The sequence below is a fragment of the Palleronia sp. THAF1 genome, from assembly GCF_009363795.1.
In the GTDB taxonomy this organism is placed as follows: Bacteria; Pseudomonadota; Alphaproteobacteria; order Rhodobacterales; family Rhodobacteraceae; genus Palleronia.
In genome coordinates this window covers 2870914-2887712 of sequence record NZ_CP045420.1, presented here as the reverse complement: position 1 = coordinate 2887712, position 16799 = coordinate 2870914, and the positions used below count along the sequence as shown (strand labels likewise).

General features: G+C 63.5%; 17 protein-coding genes. 9 read left to right on the top strand and 8 right to left on the bottom strand.

Annotated elements, in window-relative coordinates; all coding sequences use genetic code 11:
* Positions 1-78 precede the first annotated feature (78 nt).
* Together FIU81_RS14465 and FIU81_RS14460 are read left to right on the top strand one after the other, a co-directional pair.
* Positions 79-1731: a Y-family DNA polymerase gene (locus tag FIU81_RS14465; protein WP_124110375.1), complete on the top strand. Its 1653-nt coding sequence runs from the start codon at positions 79-81 to the stop codon at positions 1729-1731.
* A 49-nt stretch (positions 1732-1780) separates the two neighbouring features.
* Entirely contained in the window at positions 1781-2413 is a 633-nt protein-coding gene (locus FIU81_RS14460; RefSeq protein ID WP_124110376.1) for a glutathione S-transferase family protein, read from the top strand.
* Between the two features lie 3 nt (positions 2414-2416).
* On the opposite strand, the gene FIU81_RS14455 is transcribed toward FIU81_RS14460, so the two are convergent.
* Positions 2417-2752 carry an I78 family peptidase inhibitor gene (locus FIU81_RS14455; protein ID WP_216644257.1) on the bottom strand — a complete coding sequence of 112 codons (336 nt, stop codon included), beginning with the start codon at positions 2750-2752 and terminating at the stop codon, positions 2417-2419.
* Between the two features lie 109 nt (positions 2753-2861).
* On the opposite strand from FIU81_RS14455, the gene FIU81_RS14450 reads away from it, so the two are divergent.
* Positions 2862-3608: an NYN domain-containing protein gene (locus FIU81_RS14450; protein ID WP_124110377.1), complete on the top strand. Its 747-nt coding sequence runs from the start codon at positions 2862-2864 to the stop codon at positions 3606-3608.
* Between the two features lie 61 nt (positions 3609-3669).
* Here the strand turns inward: FIU81_RS14450 and FIU81_RS14445 are convergent, their stop codons facing one another.
* Both FIU81_RS14445 and FIU81_RS14440 read right to left on the bottom strand, forming a co-directional pair.
* Positions 3670-4695, bottom strand: coding sequence for a Hint domain-containing protein (locus FIU81_RS14445; protein ID WP_124110378.1), 1026 nt, complete (start codon positions 4693-4695; stop codon positions 3670-3672).
* Between the two features lie 266 nt (positions 4696-4961).
* Positions 4962-5585, bottom strand: a complete 624-nt coding sequence (locus FIU81_RS14440) for a TetR/AcrR family transcriptional regulator (protein ID WP_124110379.1) — start codon at positions 5583-5585, stop codon at positions 4962-4964.
* Between the two features lie 165 nt (positions 5586-5750).
* Between FIU81_RS14440 and fghA the strand changes: the two genes are divergently transcribed.
* From fghA to FIU81_RS14410, 6 genes are all read left to right on the top strand, one after another.
* On the top strand, positions 5751-6584 hold the full coding sequence (fghA, locus tag FIU81_RS14435) for an S-formylglutathione hydrolase (protein WP_124110380.1): 834 nt from the start codon (positions 5751-5753) through the stop codon (positions 6582-6584).
* Positions 6581-7030 carry a YaiI/YqxD family protein gene (locus tag FIU81_RS14430; protein WP_124110381.1) on the top strand — a complete coding sequence of 150 codons (450 nt, stop codon included), beginning with the start codon at positions 6581-6583 and terminating at the stop codon, positions 7028-7030. The genes fghA and FIU81_RS14430 overlap by 4 nt, the downstream gene beginning before the upstream one ends.
* Position 7031: 1 nt before the next feature.
* Positions 7032-7658 carry an HAD family hydrolase gene (locus FIU81_RS14425; RefSeq protein ID WP_124110382.1) on the top strand — a complete coding sequence of 209 codons (627 nt, stop codon included), beginning with the start codon at positions 7032-7034 and terminating at the stop codon, positions 7656-7658.
* Positions 7659-7782: 124 nt separating this feature from the next.
* Positions 7783-8577 carry an SDR family NAD(P)-dependent oxidoreductase gene (locus tag FIU81_RS14420; protein ID WP_124110383.1) on the top strand — a complete coding sequence of 265 codons (795 nt, stop codon included), beginning with the start codon at positions 7783-7785 and terminating at the stop codon, positions 8575-8577.
* A gap of 13 nt (positions 8578-8590) precedes the next feature.
* Positions 8591-9448: an SDR family oxidoreductase gene (locus FIU81_RS14415; protein ID WP_124110384.1), complete on the top strand. Its 858-nt coding sequence runs from the start codon at positions 8591-8593 to the stop codon at positions 9446-9448.
* On the top strand, positions 9438-11027 hold the full coding sequence (locus FIU81_RS14410) for an alpha-amylase family glycosyl hydrolase (protein WP_124110385.1): 1590 nt from the start codon (positions 9438-9440) through the stop codon (positions 11025-11027). The genes FIU81_RS14415 and FIU81_RS14410 overlap by 11 nt, the downstream gene beginning before the upstream one ends.
* Positions 11028-11030: 3 nt before the next feature.
* Here the strand turns inward: FIU81_RS14410 and FIU81_RS14405 are convergent, their stop codons facing one another.
* Genes FIU81_RS14405 through leuS form a run of 5 tightly spaced genes read right to left on the bottom strand, consistent with a single transcriptional unit; the run spans position 11031 to position 16697 of the window.
* Positions 11031-11993, bottom strand: a complete 963-nt coding sequence (locus tag FIU81_RS14405; RefSeq protein ID WP_124110386.1) for an SDR family oxidoreductase — start codon at positions 11991-11993, stop codon at positions 11031-11033.
* Positions 11994-12051: 58 nt separating this feature from the next.
* Positions 12052-12639: a glutathione S-transferase family protein gene (locus FIU81_RS14400; protein WP_124110387.1), complete on the bottom strand. Its 588-nt coding sequence runs from the start codon at positions 12637-12639 to the stop codon at positions 12052-12054.
* On the bottom strand, positions 12639-13658 hold the full coding sequence (gene holA / locus FIU81_RS14395; protein WP_124110388.1) for a DNA polymerase III subunit delta: 1020 nt from the start codon (positions 13656-13658) through the stop codon (positions 12639-12641). The genes FIU81_RS14400 and holA overlap by 1 nt, the downstream gene beginning before the upstream one ends.
* On the bottom strand, positions 13655-14164 hold the full coding sequence (gene lptE / locus FIU81_RS14390; RefSeq protein ID WP_124110389.1) for an LPS assembly lipoprotein LptE: 510 nt from the start codon (positions 14162-14164) through the stop codon (positions 13655-13657). Before lptE ends, holA begins: the two co-directional genes overlap by 4 nt.
* Entirely contained in the window at positions 14151-16697 is a 2547-nt protein-coding gene (leuS, locus tag FIU81_RS14385) for a leucine--tRNA ligase (RefSeq protein ID WP_124110390.1), read from the bottom strand. Before leuS ends, lptE begins: the two co-directional genes overlap by 14 nt.
* Positions 16698-16799 lie beyond the last annotated feature (102 nt).

Sequence of the window (16799 nt, the reverse complement as noted above, 5' to 3'; positions counted from 1 at the left end):
GACTCGACTCCGCATCCCCGCCTCGCTTAGTTAATGGAACATAAAGTGAACAGATTTCCGCTGCCACGGGAGTCGCGCATGGCACATCGTCGTATCCTCTCGCTCTGGTTTCCCCGCATGGGGGCAGAGCGCCTTTTGCGCCGCATGGGTGATCCCATGGGCGCGCCCTTCGCCGTGGTCGCCGACCGGGGCGGGGCGCAGGTGCTTGTCAGCCTGTCGAGAGAGGCTTCGGCAGCGGGCCTGTCGCGCGGGCAGGGCTTGCGCGACGCGATGGCCGCCTGTCCGGGCCTGACGACCCGCTGGCATAGCGCGCCAGCCGACACCGCGTTCCTGGCCGCGCTGCGCCGTTGGGCAGGCAAGTTCAGCCCTTGGGTCGCGGAAGAGGCCCCCGACGCGTTGATCGTGGACCTGACAGGCTGCGCCCATCTGTTCGGCGGAGAGGCCGAGTTGCTGGCGCAGGTGGAACAGGACTGCGCTGATCTGGGCCTGTCGGTGCAGGCGGGCATCGCCGATACGGTGGGCGCGGCTTGGGCATTGTCGCGCTATGCCGGGCGGCGGGCTGGCAGCAGCCGGTCGGGCGATGCCATCGACATGGAGGCCCCTGCCACCCGATCCCGCGCGGCCAAGCGGCGGCAGTGGGAGCGGGGCGGAGACGCCCCCCAGATACGGGACCAGACGCGGCCAGAGGGACGCATCGCCCCACCCGGCAAGATGCATGGCGCGCTGGCCGCGCTGCCGGTTGCGGCGTTGCGGCTGGACGCGAACACGGTGGCCGAACTGGGCCGTCTGGGCCTGCGCCGGGTCGATGATCTGGCGGGTCAGCCCCGTGCCGCGCTGGCCCGGCGGTTCGGGCAGGCGCTGGTGCAGCGACTGGATCAGGCGCTGGGCACCGCGCCGGAACCGGTGTCGCCCGCCGCACCAGAGGTGCGGTTCGCCGTGCGTCTGACGCTGCCAGAGCCTATCGGGTTGGAAGCTGACGTGATGGCCGCCATCGACCGCCTGCTGCCGGCCCTGTGCGACAAGCTGCGCGACAATGGGCGCGGCGCGCGGCGGGTGCGGCTGGAGTGTCATCGCACCGATCACACGATGGGCGTGGCAGAGGTCGGGCTGGCCCGGCCCGCCCATGATCCCGACCGCCTGCGCCCGCTTCTGGCGATGAAGGTGCCCGAGATCGAGGCCGGTTTCGGCATCGACTGCGTGCGGATAGAGGCCCATGTGACCGAACCCGTTTCCGAACGTCAGCATCGCGGCCATGCCGAGGCGGCAGAGGATGCGGTGGCCCGGCTGACGGGCACGCCGATGGACGATCTGATCGGGCGGCTGGGCGCGCGCGTGGGGCTGGAGCGGATCACGCGCCAGCATCCTGCCGACAGCCACATCCCGGAAAAAGAGGTAAAGGTGCTTGCCGCCGCGTGGTCCGAACCCGCCACGGAATGGCCCCGCAGCCCCGTACCGCGCCCGCATCTGATCTGGCCGTCAGAGGCCGTGACCGCCGAAGATACTCCCCGCCCGCCGCCCACGTTCCGTTGGCGCAACCGTGATCTGGAACTGATCGAGGCGACCGGCCCGGAACGCATCGCCCCCGAATGGTGGCTGGACGATCCGGCGTGGCGCACGGGCGTGCGGGACTACTGGCGCGTCACTTGCGACAGCGGCGATCGGTTGTGGATGTATTACGCCCATGGTGCGGGCCTGTCGTCGGGCTGGTTCTGCCAGGGGGCCTTTGCCTGATCGCGGCGCGCGCTACCGTTCCGTGTAACAGATCAACGGAGGATCCCCCATGCCTGACACCATGCTGCACGGTTTCAGCGGCTCGACCTATGTCCGCACCGCCCGCATCATCCTGCGCCGCAAGGGCGTCGACTACGACCAGAACCCTGTGAACGTGTTGGAAGGCGAACCGCGCCAGCCCGAACATCTGGAACGGCACCCCTTCGGCAAGGTGCCAGTGCTGGACATCGACGGCCACCGCCTGCGCGAGACCGATGCCATCGTCACCTATCTGGAAGCGGCCTACGACGGCCCCTCGGCCATCCCTGAAAGTGCGTGGGACAAGGCGCGCGCGCAGGAAATCGTGTCACTGATCCACGGCTACGGCTACGACGCGCTCATTGGCGTCACCTTCTACCACATCAAGCCGGACTTCATCGGCAACCCCAGTGAAGAGCAGCATCACGAGACGCTGGATCAGGCGAAAAAATTCATGAAGCTGGTGGGCGAGATCCGTAATGGCGACGACTGGCTGGCGGGCGCGCATTGCTCGATGGCCGACTACTACCTTGGGCCGCTTGTCTTCTACACGAACATGACGCCCCACGGATCGGAGCTGCTCGAAGCCGGTGGCCTGACCGACTGGTGGGAGCGTCTGTCGAAGGATAGCGACTTCGCCGCGACAGAACCGGATATGGGCTAGCGGTTAGCCGCAGTAGGCGCGGGTCAGGTTGCCCGCGCCGTCCACGACCAGGTTCAGCCGACCGGCAAGATAATCCATCGTCACCATCTGACCCGGCCGTATGACGCGCCGCCCGTCCGGGCCGGTCGCATCGATCTGGTCGACCGGCGTTCCCATCCGGGCGCGCCCGTTGAAACTGGCGGGCGCGCAACCGCTAAGGTCTTCTGTCGCCTTTTCGGCCTTGCCCTTCGGCTGGGCCGACTCGGAGGTCTCCGTCGGCGCTGGCGGTTCCGGCTGGCACGCCGCCAGCATCCCCGCCATCGCAAGGCACACCGCGAATTTATGGATCGATCCTGTCATGCCCCCAATCTGCACGCGCAGGGTGCAGCGGCAAGAGGCTCACGGGGGTTTGACAAGACCCGACCGCTGGCGCAGGCGTAAAGTGCTGTCCCTACCAAGAAGAGGCCCCATGCCCGAACGTGACCGCGACCGCCGCAGCCGTCCACTTTACGCCGTCCTGATCGACGCCGACAACATCCCCGCGAAATATGCGGCGCCGATCCTGAAAGAGATCACGTCTTTCGGCGAACCGGCATTGCGGCGGGTCTATGGCGACTGGTCGTCGGGTCGGCTGAACAACTGGTCGAAGGTGGTGCGCGACCTTGGCCTTGTGGCGCATCAGGAAACCGCGAACACCGTGGGCAAGAACGCGTCCGACATCGGGCTGGTGATTGACGCGATGGATATTTTGCACACGGGCCGCTTCGACGGGTTCGTTCTGGTGTCATCGGACTCGGATTTCACTGCGCTGGCCAACCGCGTGCGCGAAAACGGCCTGGATGTGATCGGCATCGGCGAGAAGAAGGCCCCGGAAGCGCTGCGCAACGTGTGCAACCGTTTCATCCTGATCGAGAACATCGTGGACGAGCCGGTGCAGCCCAAGGCCGCCGAAAGTGGACGTGCGCCAAGCGCCACGGTGTCCGGCAAGGTCGCACCCATTGAGGCGGTGCCCCTTATCCTGCAGGCGATGGACCGGATCGAACAGGACGACGAGTGGTACGCGATGGGTCAGATCGGCCAATACATCACCGCAGAGCACCCCGACTTCGACACCCGCACCTACGGCAAGCGCAAGCTGAGCGATCTGGTGATGGAGCTGAAGCGGTTCGAGGCCAAGAAGATCGGCAACCAGCTACACATCCGGCGCGTGGACTGACCATCTTCACATGATGATGAACGGGAAGGTCGCTCTCGCGACCCTCCTGCCGGGTAGGGCGCTACCACGCCATCTGACGCAGCGCTTTTGCCTCGAACCGCTTAAGACTGCGGCGGGCGATGGTGTAGTTGATATCGACATTGCCGCGTAGTTCGGGAAACAGAGAGAAGATTTCCTCACGCTGGTTCTGCTCGCAGGCGTTCAGTGCGATATCGCCTGGGTAGAACGATTCACAACAGGTGCCATTCGCGAAGACGATTTCGTGTCTTTCAAACATGAAATGCACGTACCTGATCAAACCGCCCGTCTTGCGCTTCACTCCGGGCAGGCCGACAAGGTGCTTGGCCGCAACGAAAACCTCTGGCTCTCCGAACAGAAGTTCGGCTTCCCGACCGGAGATCAGCACGCGATGTTCCGGCGACAGGACCATGGCTTCGGTGTTGTTGATCGAACCGGCCGCAAACCGGATTGGGGCGAAGGCACCGATCGCCCTCACCGTTCGCGCTCCGACCCAGCGGAGCTTCTGGTAGCCATGGTCGCGGGTGATGATCTCGTCTCCGGGCCGCAGATTGCCGGCCATGATCTCACCGGATCGGGTGGCGATCCCGGTGTCGGCGCCGAAGCAGACCGGAATGGCAACATCGTTGCCTAGGTTGAAGGTCAGAAGGGCGTTCTGTTCAAGGAACTGTAGCGGGTTGTTGCCCAGCAGCGGTCTGAGAAGCGGGTTCGTTATGTTGGACAAGAGGCCGTTCAGCAGTGCGGCGCGGTCGCCATCCGGGTATTCCACGAAGGTGCCGTCTGTCGTTTCATACACGTTCACGTTGACCGGGCTGGACGCACTGATCGTAATACCCAGAAGAGTGATACCGGCCGAGGCGGTGCCGCTGGTTGCGGACAGAATCTCTGCCCCTCCAAGCGTTCCATTTTCTGGCGGCGCTTCGAACAGGAAATCGCCGTCGTCATCCTGAAAGGTCGCGGTCCGTGGTGCGACGCTGGTGAAGGATGAGAGAATTACGTTGTTGTTCAGCTGAACAAGGCTTCCGTTGAACCGGTCGAGGTCGTCAATCGTGCGAGTACGAGTGGGCATGATAAGCTCCTACCATGGCGCACAAGATGCGCGGTTACACTAAGTCAACCGCCATCGTCCCCACGTCATATGGCAGTTGCGTGATGCAACCCTGAGGCGATTCGCCGTGCCCTCAAAGTTAAATAAGTATGCCTCCCGAAAATTTCTTATAAAGAATAAAGATTTATTAATACTTGTAATTGAGACTGAATGATAAATTTTGGAATGGAGAAATTTCAGCGGAACGTGACTATTTTTTGTTTTGTGAACAATGCCTGGATCACGGCCTATTGTTTCTGCGTGCCGTACCGCGCCATGAACATCTGGACCGCGCCATCGACGACGCGTTCGCGCTCGGCTTCTGAAAACTCGGTCTGCATCCCGAAGACCAGCCGAGGGAACAGTTCTGCCTTGCATAGCTCGGCGAACTGATGTGCGGCGAGCGAGGTATCCTCGATCCTCAACTCGCCCCGTTCGATGGCTTGGGTGAAGTAGCGCCGCAGTGTGGTTTCCACCTGACCTGGCCCGGATTCCCAGAAGCGTTGGCCTAATTCCGGGAAGCGGTCGGTTTCGGCCACGCAGATGCGGAATACGCGCTGCCCGAACTCTGACAGCATGAACCCCAGCATATGGGTGCCCGCGGTGTGCAGCACCTCTGCCGGGGGGCGGGACATGTTCAGGCTGTCGATGGCCGCAGTCGCCTGCTTGCCACACTCACAGGTGGCGACTTCCATGAACAGCAGGCGTTTGTCGGCGAAGTAGCTGTATAGCGTGGCCTTCGACACGCCTGCGCATTTGGCGATGGAGTCGACGGTCGCGCCTTCGAACCCGTCGGCCATGAAGACGGTGCGGGCTCCGTCGATCACCTGATCGTACTTGCGACCCTTCTTGATCTGCGATTCGACGGTCATGCACCTGCCTTATACTGGTCCGCCAAACTGAACGCGGCGGTTCACTTAAGATGGTCTGTCCGCCGTCTTTCATCAAGCACTCTGTCGCTCTGGGCTGCCGCGTCGGTTGACCGGCGCCCGACGCGCGCTCCATGGTGCGGCACCGTCAGAAGAGGGATGACAGTCATGGAAACGAAGTCCGAGAACGCCTGCTTCGGCGGCACGCAAGGGGTCTACACCCACGCCAGCAAGGCCTGTGCCTGTGATATGACCTTCGGCCTGTTCCTGCCGGAAGAGGCGCGGACCGGCCCGGTGCCGGTGCTGTGGTTCCTGTCGGGCCTGACCTGCACGCATGAGAACGCGATGACAAAGGCGGGCGCGCAGGCTTGGGCGTCGGAATTCGGGATCGCGCTGGTATTCCCCGACACCTCGCCGCGCGGCGAAGGCGTGGCGGATGACGACAGCTTCGATATGGGGCAGGGCGCGTCCTACTATGTGAACGCGACCGAAGCGCCTTGGGCCAAGCACTTCAATATGTGGGACTATGTAACCGAAGAGTTGCCTGCGCTGGTCGGGTCCGAGTTCGCGCTGGACATGGACCGCCAGGCGATCACCGGCCACTCGATGGGAGGGCACGGCGCGCTGACGATCGGGATGGGTCTGGGGCGCGAACGCTATCGCTCCATCTCGGCATTTTCGCCCATGAGCCGGACGATGGACAGCGACTGGGGCACGCGCCAGCTGGGGCTGTATCTGGGCGAGGACCATTCGAAATGGGCGCCGCATGACGCGTCCGAGGTGATGCGCTCCAAAGGGTTTGACGGGCCGGTGCTGGTGGATACGGGAACCGACGACCAGTTTTGGGAAAAACTGAAGGTGCGCGCGCTGGCCGACGCGATGGCAGAGCGCAAGCAGCAGGGCGTTTTCCGTCTGCAACCGGGCTACGACCACAGCTATTTCTTCGTGTCGTCCTTCATCGAAGACCACCTGCGCTTTCACGCCGAAGAGCTGTATCGGTGACTATTTTCGTCGACGCCGATGCCTGCCCGGTGAAGGCCGAGGTCGAGACGGTCGCGACACGCCACAAGGTGGAAGTCGCGATGGTCTCAAACGGGGGGCTGCGACCTTCGAACAATCCGCTGATCCAGATGGTCTACGTCGATCACGGTGCGGACGTGGCCGATATGTGGATCGCAGACCGCTGTGGGCCCGGTGACGTTGTAATCACCAGCGATATCCCGCTTGCCGCGAAGGCCGTGTCGGCGGGGGCCCGCGTGTTGAAGCCGGATGGAGAGGCATTGACCGAAAGGAACGTCGGTCAGGCGCTTGCGACCCGCGACCTGATGACAGACCTTCGCGCCGCGGACCCGTTCCGTCAGGGCGGTGGACGCCCGTTTTCGAAACAGGACCGCAGCCGGTTCGCCGACGCGCTGGAGCGCGCGGTGAGGGCTGCGAAAGGGGGCTGATATGGGCGTCGATCTGGTGGTGCTGGATATCGGCAACGTGTTGCTGAACTGGGATCCCGAAGGGTTCTACGACCGCACCATGGGGCGTGTGGCGCGCGTGCGGATGTTCCGCGAAGTGCCGTTGCACAAGATGAACCTGTCCATCGACGCGGGCGCGCCCTGGGCCGAAACGGTCGAGGAGACGGCTCAGACCTACGCGCGCTGGGGCAAGGATATCCGGTCTTGGCACACCCATTGGGACAAGATGGCGGCCCCGCTGATCGACGACAGCGTCGACATGATGCGCACCCTTCGGGCCAAGGGGATGCCGGTCTGGGCGCTGACCAATTTCGGGCGCGAGACGTTCGACTATGCGCAGGTGCTTTACCCGGTGCTGGCCGAGTTCGACGGTGCCGTGGTGTCTGGTCATCTGGGTATCTTGAAGCCCGAAGCGGGCATCTACGAGGCGCTGGAACAGCGCACCGGCGTGGACCCCTCCCGTATCCTGTTCACCGACGACCGCCCCGAAAATATCGCGGCGGCAGAGGCGCGCGGCTGGCAGGTGCACCACTTTACCGGCGCAAAAGGCTGGGCGCAGCGTCTGGTGGCCGAAGGGCTTCTGGACCCATCCGAAGCGCGGGCGGCCTGACGCCAGCAAGGCGCATATTCTAAACAAGATAAAGGGGCAGCCCGCGACAGATGTGTCGCGGGGTGGAACGTCGCGCGCTGCTTTCCGTTAGCTGATCGAATGACAATATGAACGGGGGTCCGAGATGGACTTGAAGATCAATGGCAAGCGCGCACTCATCACCGGCGGATCGGGCGGGCTTGCGGCCGCTGCCGCTCGGGTTCTGCATGAGGAAGGCGTGAAGATCACGCTGACCGACATGGATGAGAGCGATGTGAAGGCTCAGGCCGAGCAGATCGGCTCGGACGTCGAATACATGGCCGCCGACCTGACGAAGACCGATCACATCGACAAGCTGGCCGATGCCATGAAGGACAAGGGCGGGATCGATATCCTTGTCCACGCCGCTGGTGTCACCGGCGAAAAGGGCGATCCGCTGGAGATGACAGACGACGAATACCGCCGCGTGTGGGAGACGAACTTCATGTCTGCCGTGCGTCTGGCCAAGCGGATGATCCCGCAGATGGTCGATAAAGGTTGGGGCCGGATGGTTTGTGTCACGTCCGAGAACGCCGTTCAGCCCTACTGGGACGAGGCCGTCTACAACACGTCGAAGGCCGCGCTTTTGAATTTTATCAAGGGCGCCAGCTTCGTCTACGGCCCCAAGGGCGTGCTGATGAACACCGTTTCGCCCGCCTTCATCGAAAGCCCGATGACCGATGGCATGATGGAAATGCGCGCCGAGAAGATGGGCGTGTCCGAGGACAAGGCCGTCGAGACCTTCTTGGAAGAAGAGCGGCCCTACCTGACGCTGAAGCGTCGTGGTCAGCCGGATGAGGTTGCCGCCGTGATCGGCCTGCTGTGTTCGGACCGCGCGACCTTCACCAACGGGTCCGCTTACCGCGTCGATGGCGGCGCTGTCGCAGCAATCAACACGTAAGGGGGGCAAGCAGATGGCAACCGATCCGAAGATTCCGCCGCAGACCCAAGACACCATGCCGGGCCGCGAGTCAGAGATGACTCCGGCCCCCGATTGGAAGCCCCGCTTTCCGGGCGTCGGCAAAATGAAGGACAAGATCGTTCTGATCACCGGGGGAGACTCTGGGATCGGTCGCGCAACGGCGGCGCTGTTTGCGCGCGAGGGTGCGAAGATCGCCATCGCCTACCGTTCGGAGACGGGTGACGCCCAAGATACGAAGAAGATCGTCGAGGACGAGGGCAGCGAATGCCTGACCTTGGAAGGCGATCTGGGGAACCGCACCCATGCCGATGACGTGGTGAAGAAGGTGGTCGATCATTACGGCCAGCTCGACACATTGGTCATCAACCACGCCCAGCAGTACCTTGATTCGCCCATCGACGAGAAGCTGTCGGACGAGATGCTGGACGACATGATAAGCTCTAACATCAAGAGCTACTTCTACGTCATGCAGGCCGCCTTGCCGCATCTGGAAGAGGGCGCGAGCGTCGTCATCACCAACAGCGTCAATGCGTTCCAGGGCAACGACAGCTTGATCGGCTATTCCACCACGCGCGGGGCGTCGCTGGCGTTCATGCGCTCGATGGCGTCGGCCTTGACGGCCAAGGGTATCCGCGTGAACGGCGTGGCTCCGGGTCCGATCTGGACGCCGTTTATTCCCGGCACCATGCCCGCTGACATGGTCGAGGATTTCGGATCGTCCACTCCCATGGGCCGTTGCGGCCAGCCGTGGGAGGTCGCGACGGCCTTCCTGTTCCTTGCCGGCCCCGATGGCAGCTATTTCAGCGGCCAGACGCTGCACCCGAACGGAGGCATGATCGTTGGGGCGTAAGTGGCCAGCGAACCCGCTGATTTACGAAGTCTATCCCCGGTCGTTCAACGACACGACCGGGTCGGGCGTCGGCGATCTGAACGGGATTACCGAAAAGCTTGACTACATCGCATCGCTGAACGTCGATGCGGTGTGGTTGTGCCCTTTCTACACCTCACCGCTGCATGACGGCGGCTACGATGTGGCCGACCACCGCGCGGTGGCAGAGCGGCACGGCACGCTGGAAGATTTCGACCGGCTGGTGAAAGAAGCGCACGACCGCGATCTGCTGGTCATGGTCGATTCAGTGTTCAACCACACCAGCACCGATCACGCGTGGTTTCAGGCGTCGCTGGACGGCGACGAGGAAAAGGCGGAATGCTACGTCTGGCGCGATCCGAAGCCGGACGGTACGCCGCCGAACAATTGGATCAGCCAGTTCGGCCCGCCCGCCTGGACGTGGAACCACCGTCGTCAGCAATACTACCACCATCAGTTCCTGTCCTGTCAGGCGAACCTGAACCTGCGACATCCGCTCGTGCAGCGCATGTTTCGCGAAACATTGGAGTTCTGGTTGGATCGCGGCGTCGACGGCTTCCGCTTTGACGTGGTCACGGCGTATCTGTTCGATCCCGACATGCCCGACAATCCGCCTGCGCGGCCCGTTGTGGCATCCCGGGTCACGGGGCCGAACCACAACCCATACTCATATCAAGACCACGTGTACGACCTGCTGCCCGGCGACGGCGCGGCCTACACCGAGAACATGCGCAAATGGGTGGGGGACGACATCTACCTGATCGGCGAAAGCAACACCGGTAACGACGCTATCGAGATATCGAAAAGCTTCACGACCGACGGGCGGCTGGACGGGTGCTACAACACGCTGCCGCCGACTGTTTCCACGAACCCGACCGCTTTGGCAGATATCCTGCGGCAGTTGGACGGGGACTGGTGCGCGCCGTGGTGGTTCTCGTCCCACGATCAGGTGCGCCACAACAGCGATCTGGGCGATGGGTCGCCCGAAAGTGCCAAGTTCTTCGCGATGCTGCTCGCCACCCTTCCGGGGGCCGCGCTGATGTATCAGGGTGAAGAATTGGGACTGCCGCAGCTTGATCTGACAAAGGAAGAGACGACGGACCCCTTTGATCTGCTTTATTGGCCAGACGCTCCGGGGCGTGAGCCGCCGCGCATTCCGATCCCGTGGCGGAAGGACCTGAAAAACTTCGGTTTCACGAAAGGCGAGCCGTGGTTGCCCATGCGTTGGGACAAGGCGTTGAGCGTCGAGGCGCAGGAAGATAACGCGGAGTCTGTGCTGAACTTCTACCGCCGTGCGATGGCGTTCCGGAAAGAGACGCGGATCGCCGCGCCGGACAAGGTGGAATGCGACGCTTCTGATACGGCCATGTCCCTGCGGATCACGAAGGGGGATGAGCGTTGGTTGGTGGTGTTCAACTTCGGCGATGACCAACTGCCCGTGCCGACCCGGCAAGGCATGGCGCCCGTGCTAAGCCATGGCTGGGATGGGCGGCGCCTGCCGAAGTGGGGCGCCGCCGTTTGGGAAGGTGTCGAAGAGCGGGAAGAGACCGCCTGCAACTGATCCCTAACCGATCAGAAGACCAAGGATGAAAGCGACACCCAGCGCACCGCCGAAGATGGCATAGCGCAGGGTGTCGCCATCCATGGTAAAGGCGCTGTCTTCCGCGCGGTCGGTAAAGCTGCCCTTGGCCCCGGCTGCGTGGGTTGCTGGCGTCATCAGGTTGTTCTCACGCCCGCCGGGCTCATTCGCGCCGGATTTCTGCATCTCGGCCCCGTCTTTCGCCAGCTTTTTGTCCAGCCAGTCGGGTGCGATGAAATTGCCGAAGACCAACTGGATCACGGATTTTGCCACGAGGATCTCGCGCGCGTCGGTGTCGATGGCTTTCATCACCGCATTCGCGGCGACGTGTGGCTGGAAGATCGGCGGGGCGGGCTGTGGCTTTTGCTCCAATCGGTTGATCGCCCAATCAAATTGCGGCGTGTTCAGCGCGGGCAGTTGCACCACCGAGAGGGTTATGGGGCGCTTGTCGCGGATCAACTCGCAGCGCAGGGCCGATGTGAAGCCGTTGATACCATGCTTGGCCGCGCAATAGGCGGCCTGAAACGGCACGGAGCGATAACCAAGACCCGACCCGATGTTGACGATATTGCCGCGATCCATGTGCCGTAAAGCAAGGCGGCAGCCGTTCGCCTGACCGTGCAACGTTGTGTCGACGATCTTCTTGAACTCGTCGGCTTCGACCTTCTCGAACGGCGAGAAACTGGTCAGCATGGCGCTGTTCACCCAGACGGTGGGCTTGCCGATCTCGGCAATCAGCGTGTCGGTCGCGGCTTCCAAAGCCGCGGCGTCGCCCACATCGGCGCTGGAGGTGGCGATCCGGTCGCCGAGTGTGTCGCGCATCTCTGCCAGGCGGTCTTCGCCGCGGGCGACAACGCCGACCCGGTAGCCCCTGTCGACAAGGGCGGTGACGACCGCGTGGCCGACACCGGCGCTTCCGCCAAGGACGATGGCTGATTTCTGGGACATGGGAACGCTCCTATACTCGTTGCGGTGGCAACAAAGCGGTGGCGTCTTCGTTCCCGCGTCAGGGCAGCGCGGCAGCCCGTTTGAAGGCCTCGCGGGCGCGACCCTGCTTGATGTAGGCGACGTAATCCTCGTTATCCGTCTCGAACTTCGCGGATTTGGCCCAGCCACCACAGTGAACGGCGATGATGTCGGGAATCGTCATTTCGTCGCCCATCAGCCACGGTCCCTTGCGGCGTTCCATCAGCTTGTCGACGTAGCGCGAGAACTCCCACCGCGCGGTCTCTTTCACGGCTGGAACGCGGCGCTCTTCGGGCAGGATGAAGCTATGCTTGGCTGCCGTCCAAAGCTGGCCTTCCAGATCATCCAGTACCATGAAGGTCAGCGCGTCCTGCTCGGCCCGCGCAAGCGTACCGGCGGGGGCGGTAAAGCGGCCTTCGCGATCCGCCAGATAGGTCAGGATCGCCGTTGAGTCGGTGATCGCGGTACCGTCGGCGTCAAGCACCGGCACCTTGCCCAGATTGCTGAGCGTCTTTAGCGCGTCATGGCGCGGCGGCGTCGGCTCGTGGGTGTAATCCAAGCCCAGTTCTTCCAGCAGCCACAGGGGCCGCAAGGCGCGGGTTTTCGAGGTTCCGTAAAGCGTCAGCATCAGCGTCGTCCCATCATGGCAAGGCGTATGAGTGTGCGTTCCATCAGCGCCATCTGCGGGGCGCGGGCGGTAGACCGCAGGGTCAGGTCGGTGTCGGTCAGAAGCCGCAGCGCGTCTTCCAACCGGTGCATCCCGTAACGCTGGGCCTGTCGCAGCATCGCGTCGCGGCGGGGCCCGAAGACCGGCGGGCGCAGCTTGCCGATGCCCGACGCCGGGCCGCCGGGATCAGCGGCGGCGGCGTGCAAAGTGCGGAAGTGGCGGGTGGCGGCGATCACCAAGGCCACCGGCTGCGCGCCCTGCGCTTCCAGCCGCGCAAGGATCGGGCCGATTTGCCCGGTGCGCCCATCGGCGGCGGCGTTCAACACGTCGTCAAGCTCGGCCTCGGTCGAGGCCGGGGCACAGGCGGCAATGTCATCGGGCGTCAGCGGGGCCGGATCGTTGTGCTTATAGAGCGCCAGCTTGTCGATCATCCGACGCAGGTCGCCTGGCCCGACAGCTTGCGCGATTTCCATCAGCGCGCCCATGGCGTCGCGATCGGGGGCAAGGCCCGCGTCCTTGATCCAACCTTCGATCTCTGCCCGGTCGGGGGGCTGGTCATAGATTGCGATGGCGACGGCGCTGGGGTGTTTCTCGAACGTCTTGCGAATGGCGTTGGTCGGCTTCAGCTGCCCGCCCGTCACGACGATATGCGCGTCGCCCGGTTTCCAATCGCTCAGCGCCGCGACGATCTGGTCGGCATTGTGGGCCGTGACGTCTTCCACCAGTGCAACCCGTGCGCCGGGGAAGAAACCCTGCGCCTTCAGCGCATCCGACAGCAGCGACTTTTCCTTGCGCAGATCGGCGGCGGCGATGCGTGTCAGGCGCATTTCCTCGTCCGCACCGGGACCGGCGAGGTTCGCCACAAGGTCCTGCCGTTTCAGCGCAACGCGCATCGCGTCTTCGCCGTAGATCAGCGTGCCGGGGCGGTCGGGCGGGGGCTTCGCGATCCAGGCGTTCGCGTCGCGGGCGTTCAGCTTCATTGCCGCCAATCGGCGGCGGACGCCTGCAGTTCGGCCGTCAACCGGTCGGCAAGAATCGTCATCAGCCGTTCGGTCGCGTCGCGCCGTGCCGCGCGGACGGTGACCGGATTGCCCGCGATTGTGACGCGCGTGTCGGTGAAGACGGGATCGGAATAGGCAGTGAAGCTTGTGATCTGCCCGCTGCGCACGGGGGCGTTCGTGCCCGCCTGCAGCAACTGGTAGTCCAGCGTCCCGACGACATGCACCCGCGTCGAATCGTTCGATGGCGTGATGCCCTGACGCTCTTCCGAGACATCCAGATCGGCGGCCAGACGGTAGCGCGCGCTGCTGGCGCGGCCCAACCGTTCCTCCAGCTTTTTGACGAAAACGAAGCCGGTCTCGTCCCGCGGTGGGTCGATTGCGATCTCTCCGGTCAGGCCACGGGCAACGCCGACGGGGCCGTAGACGGGGGTGAACCCGCAAGCCGACAGCAGAAGGGTCAGGCAGGCTGCTTTACACCACGACATTCACGATCTTCCCCGGCACGACGATCACCTTCTTCGGTTCCTTCCCGTCAAGGCTACGCTGAACCGCGTCAGAGGCCAAAGCTTTTGCCTCTATCTGGTCCTTCGGCATGTCCTTGGGCACGCGGATCTCGTCGCGGCGCTTTCCGTTCACCTGGATCGGCAGCGTCACCTCGTCCTCCACCAGCATCGCCGGATCGGCCTTCGGCCAAGCGGCGGTTGCGATCAGCCCTTCGCCACCAAGCGCCTGCCAGATTTCTTCGGACAGGTGCGGTGTCATGGGGGACATGAGTTGCGCAAGCGTGCGCGCCGCCTGTACCTGTGCTTTGCGTCCCGCCTTGGATTTCTGCAGCGTCGCCGCGAAAGCATAGAGCCGCGCGATGGCCGCGTTGAAGCCGAAGCTTTCGACGCCCATCGTCACGTCGTGGATGGTCTTGTGCATCTCGCGCAGCAAGTCTTCGTCACCCTGCCCCGTCTCTGCCGCATCGCGGGCGGCCATGGCGGTGCGCCACACGCGGGCGAGGTGCTTCGATGCGGCCTCTGCACCTGCGTCCGTCCATTCGACATCCCGCTCGGGGGGCGAGTCGGACAGGACGAACCACCGTGCGGTATCGGCCCCGAAGCGGTCGATAATCTCGACCGGGTCCACGACGTTGCGCTTGGACTTGGACATCTTGGCGGAGGGGATGACCTTGACCTCGCGCCCGTCGGCAAGTTTGCCGTTCGTCACCTCGTGCGGGAAGTAATAGGTCTTCTTCCCGTCTTCTTCGGTCATGTAGATCTCATGCGTCACCATCCCCTGCGTGAACAGCGCGTCGAAGGGTTCGCGGGCGGCGTCGGGCAGGTGGTCGGCCTCGTTCATCGCGCGGGCGAAGAAGCGGGAGTACAGCAAATGCAAAATCGCGTGCTCGACGCCACCGATATATTGGTCGACGTTCATCCAGTAGGCGGCGTCTTCGGGGTCGGTCGGCGTTTCTGCACCGGGGGAGGTGAAGCGCGCGTAGTACCAGCTTGAGTCCACGAAGGTGTCCATCGTGTCGGTCTCGCGCTTGGCGTCCGCGCCGCACGACGGGCAGGGCACATTGCGCCAGTCATCATGCCGGTCCAGCGGATTGCCCGGGCGGTCGAAGGACACGTCCTTGGGCAGCTCGACCGGCAGGTTCTCTTTCTTCTCGGGCACCACACCGCAGGCATCGCAATGCACCACCGGGATCGGGCAGCCCCAGTAGCGTTGCCGCGACAGGCCCCAGTCGCGCAGCCGGAACTTGGTGACGCCCTTGCCGATGTTCAGACGCTCGGCCTCGGCAATCGCCGCGTCGATGGCTTGCTCGCCGGTCTGTTCGGGAGCGCCTGCGACCAGCTTGATGTAGGTCACGGTTTCGGTCTTCGGCGGGACGTAGGGCGTGCCGTCATTCTCTGGCTTGATGTGCTCTCCCGCGACCGGCTGGAAGGTCGAGATCACCGGCAGGTCGTATTTGCGCGCGAACTCCAGATCGCGCTGATCGTGGGCGGGGCAGCCGAAGATCGCGCCCGTGCCGTAGTCCATCAGGATGAAGTTGGCCACAAAGACGGGCAGGTGCCAGTCCGGGTCCAGCGGATGTGTGACGGTCAAGCCAGTGTCGAAGCCGCGCTTCTCGGCCTTTTCCATGTCTTCTTCGGCGGTGCCCATCTTGCGGCACTCGGCGTTGAAGGCGGCCAGTTGCGGATTGTCGCCTTCCAGCGATTTTGCCAGCGGATGATCGGCAGAGATGCCGACGAAAGACGCGCCCAGCAGGGTGTCCGGGCGGGTGGTGTAGACTTCTATCGTGTCAAAGCCGTCGGCCGCGTCGTCCAGCTTGAAGCCGAATTGCAGGCCGCGCGACTTGCCGATCCAGTTGCGCTGCATGGATTTGACCTTGTCGGGCCAGTTGTCCAAGCCGTCGAGCGCGCCTAGCAGATCGTCGGAATATTGGCTGATCTTGAAGAACCACTGCGTCAGCTCACGCCGTTCCACCAACGCGCCGGACCGCCAGCCGCGCCCGTCTTCGACCTGTTCGTTGGCCAGAACGGTCATGTCCACGGGATCCCAGTTCACCACCGCGTTCTTGCGGTACACGAGGCCCTTTTCCAGGAAGTCGATAAACATGGCCTGCTGTTGGCCATAGTAGTCCGGATCGCAGGTGGCGAATTCGCGGGACCAATCCAGCGTCAGGCCAAGACGGCCGAATTGCCCCTTCATGTTGGCAATATTCTCGCGCGTCCAGCCTTCGGGGTGCACGCCGCGTTCCATCGCTGCGTTTTCAGCAGGCAAGCCAAACGCGTCCCAGCCCATCGGGTGCAGCACGGCATGGCCGGTCGCCAGCTTATAGCGCGCGACCACATCGCCCATCGCGTAGTTGCGCACGTGACCGATGTGCAGGTTGCCGGATGGGTAGGGGAACATCTCCAGCACGTAGTACTTCGGCTTCGCGGCATCGCGCTTGGCGGTGAAGCAGCCTGCGCGCTCCCATTCCTGCTGCCATTTCGGTTCGATGGCGGCTGCGTCGTAGCGGTCCATGGGCGCCCCTTCGGGATGGTCTTCGGTGTGTTGCGGGACTTGATAGGAGCGCACGGGGGCAGGGTCCAGCCAATGCTCCTTATCATCGCCCCAATTTTACGG

Excerpts from the sequence above, each read along its gene's own strand:
- FIU81_RS14465 (WP_124110375.1), top strand. The coding sequence starts at position 79 with ATGGCACATCGTCGTATCCTCTCGCTCTGGTTTCCCCGCATGGGGGCA.
- FIU81_RS14460 (WP_124110376.1), top strand. The coding sequence starts at position 1,781 with ATGCCTGACACCATGCTGCACGGTTTCAGCGGCTCGACCTATGTCCGC.
- FIU81_RS14455 (WP_216644257.1), bottom strand. The coding sequence starts at position 2,752 with ATGACAGGATCGATCCATAAATTCGCGGTGTGCCTTGCGATGGCGGGG.
- FIU81_RS14450 (WP_124110377.1), top strand. The coding sequence starts at position 2,862 with ATGCCCGAACGTGACCGCGACCGCCGCAGCCGTCCACTTTACGCCGTC.
- FIU81_RS14445 (WP_124110378.1), bottom strand. The coding sequence starts at position 4,695 with ATGCCCACTCGTACTCGCACGATTGACGACCTCGACCGGTTCAACGGA.
- FIU81_RS14440 (WP_124110379.1), bottom strand. The coding sequence starts at position 5,585 with ATGACCGTCGAATCGCAGATCAAGAAGGGTCGCAAGTACGATCAGGTG.
- fghA (WP_124110380.1), top strand. The coding sequence starts at position 5,751 with ATGGAAACGAAGTCCGAGAACGCCTGCTTCGGCGGCACGCAAGGGGTC.
- FIU81_RS14425 (WP_124110382.1), top strand. The coding sequence starts at position 7,032 with ATGGGCGTCGATCTGGTGGTGCTGGATATCGGCAACGTGTTGCTGAAC.
- FIU81_RS14420 (WP_124110383.1), top strand. The coding sequence starts at position 7,783 with ATGGACTTGAAGATCAATGGCAAGCGCGCACTCATCACCGGCGGATCG.
- FIU81_RS14415 (WP_124110384.1), top strand. The coding sequence starts at position 8,591 with ATGGCAACCGATCCGAAGATTCCGCCGCAGACCCAAGACACCATGCCG.
- FIU81_RS14405 (WP_124110386.1), bottom strand. The coding sequence starts at position 11,993 with ATGTCCCAGAAATCAGCCATCGTCCTTGGCGGAAGCGCCGGTGTCGGC.
- FIU81_RS14400 (WP_124110387.1), bottom strand. The coding sequence starts at position 12,639 with ATGCTGACGCTTTACGGAACCTCGAAAACCCGCGCCTTGCGGCCCCTG.
- holA (WP_124110388.1), bottom strand. The coding sequence starts at position 13,658 with ATGAAGCTGAACGCCCGCGACGCGAACGCCTGGATCGCGAAGCCCCCG.
- lptE (WP_124110389.1), bottom strand. The coding sequence starts at position 14,164 with ATGTCGTGGTGTAAAGCAGCCTGCCTGACCCTTCTGCTGTCGGCTTGC.
- leuS (WP_124110390.1), bottom strand. The coding sequence starts at position 16,697 with ATGGACCGCTACGACGCAGCCGCCATCGAACCGAAATGGCAGCAGGAA.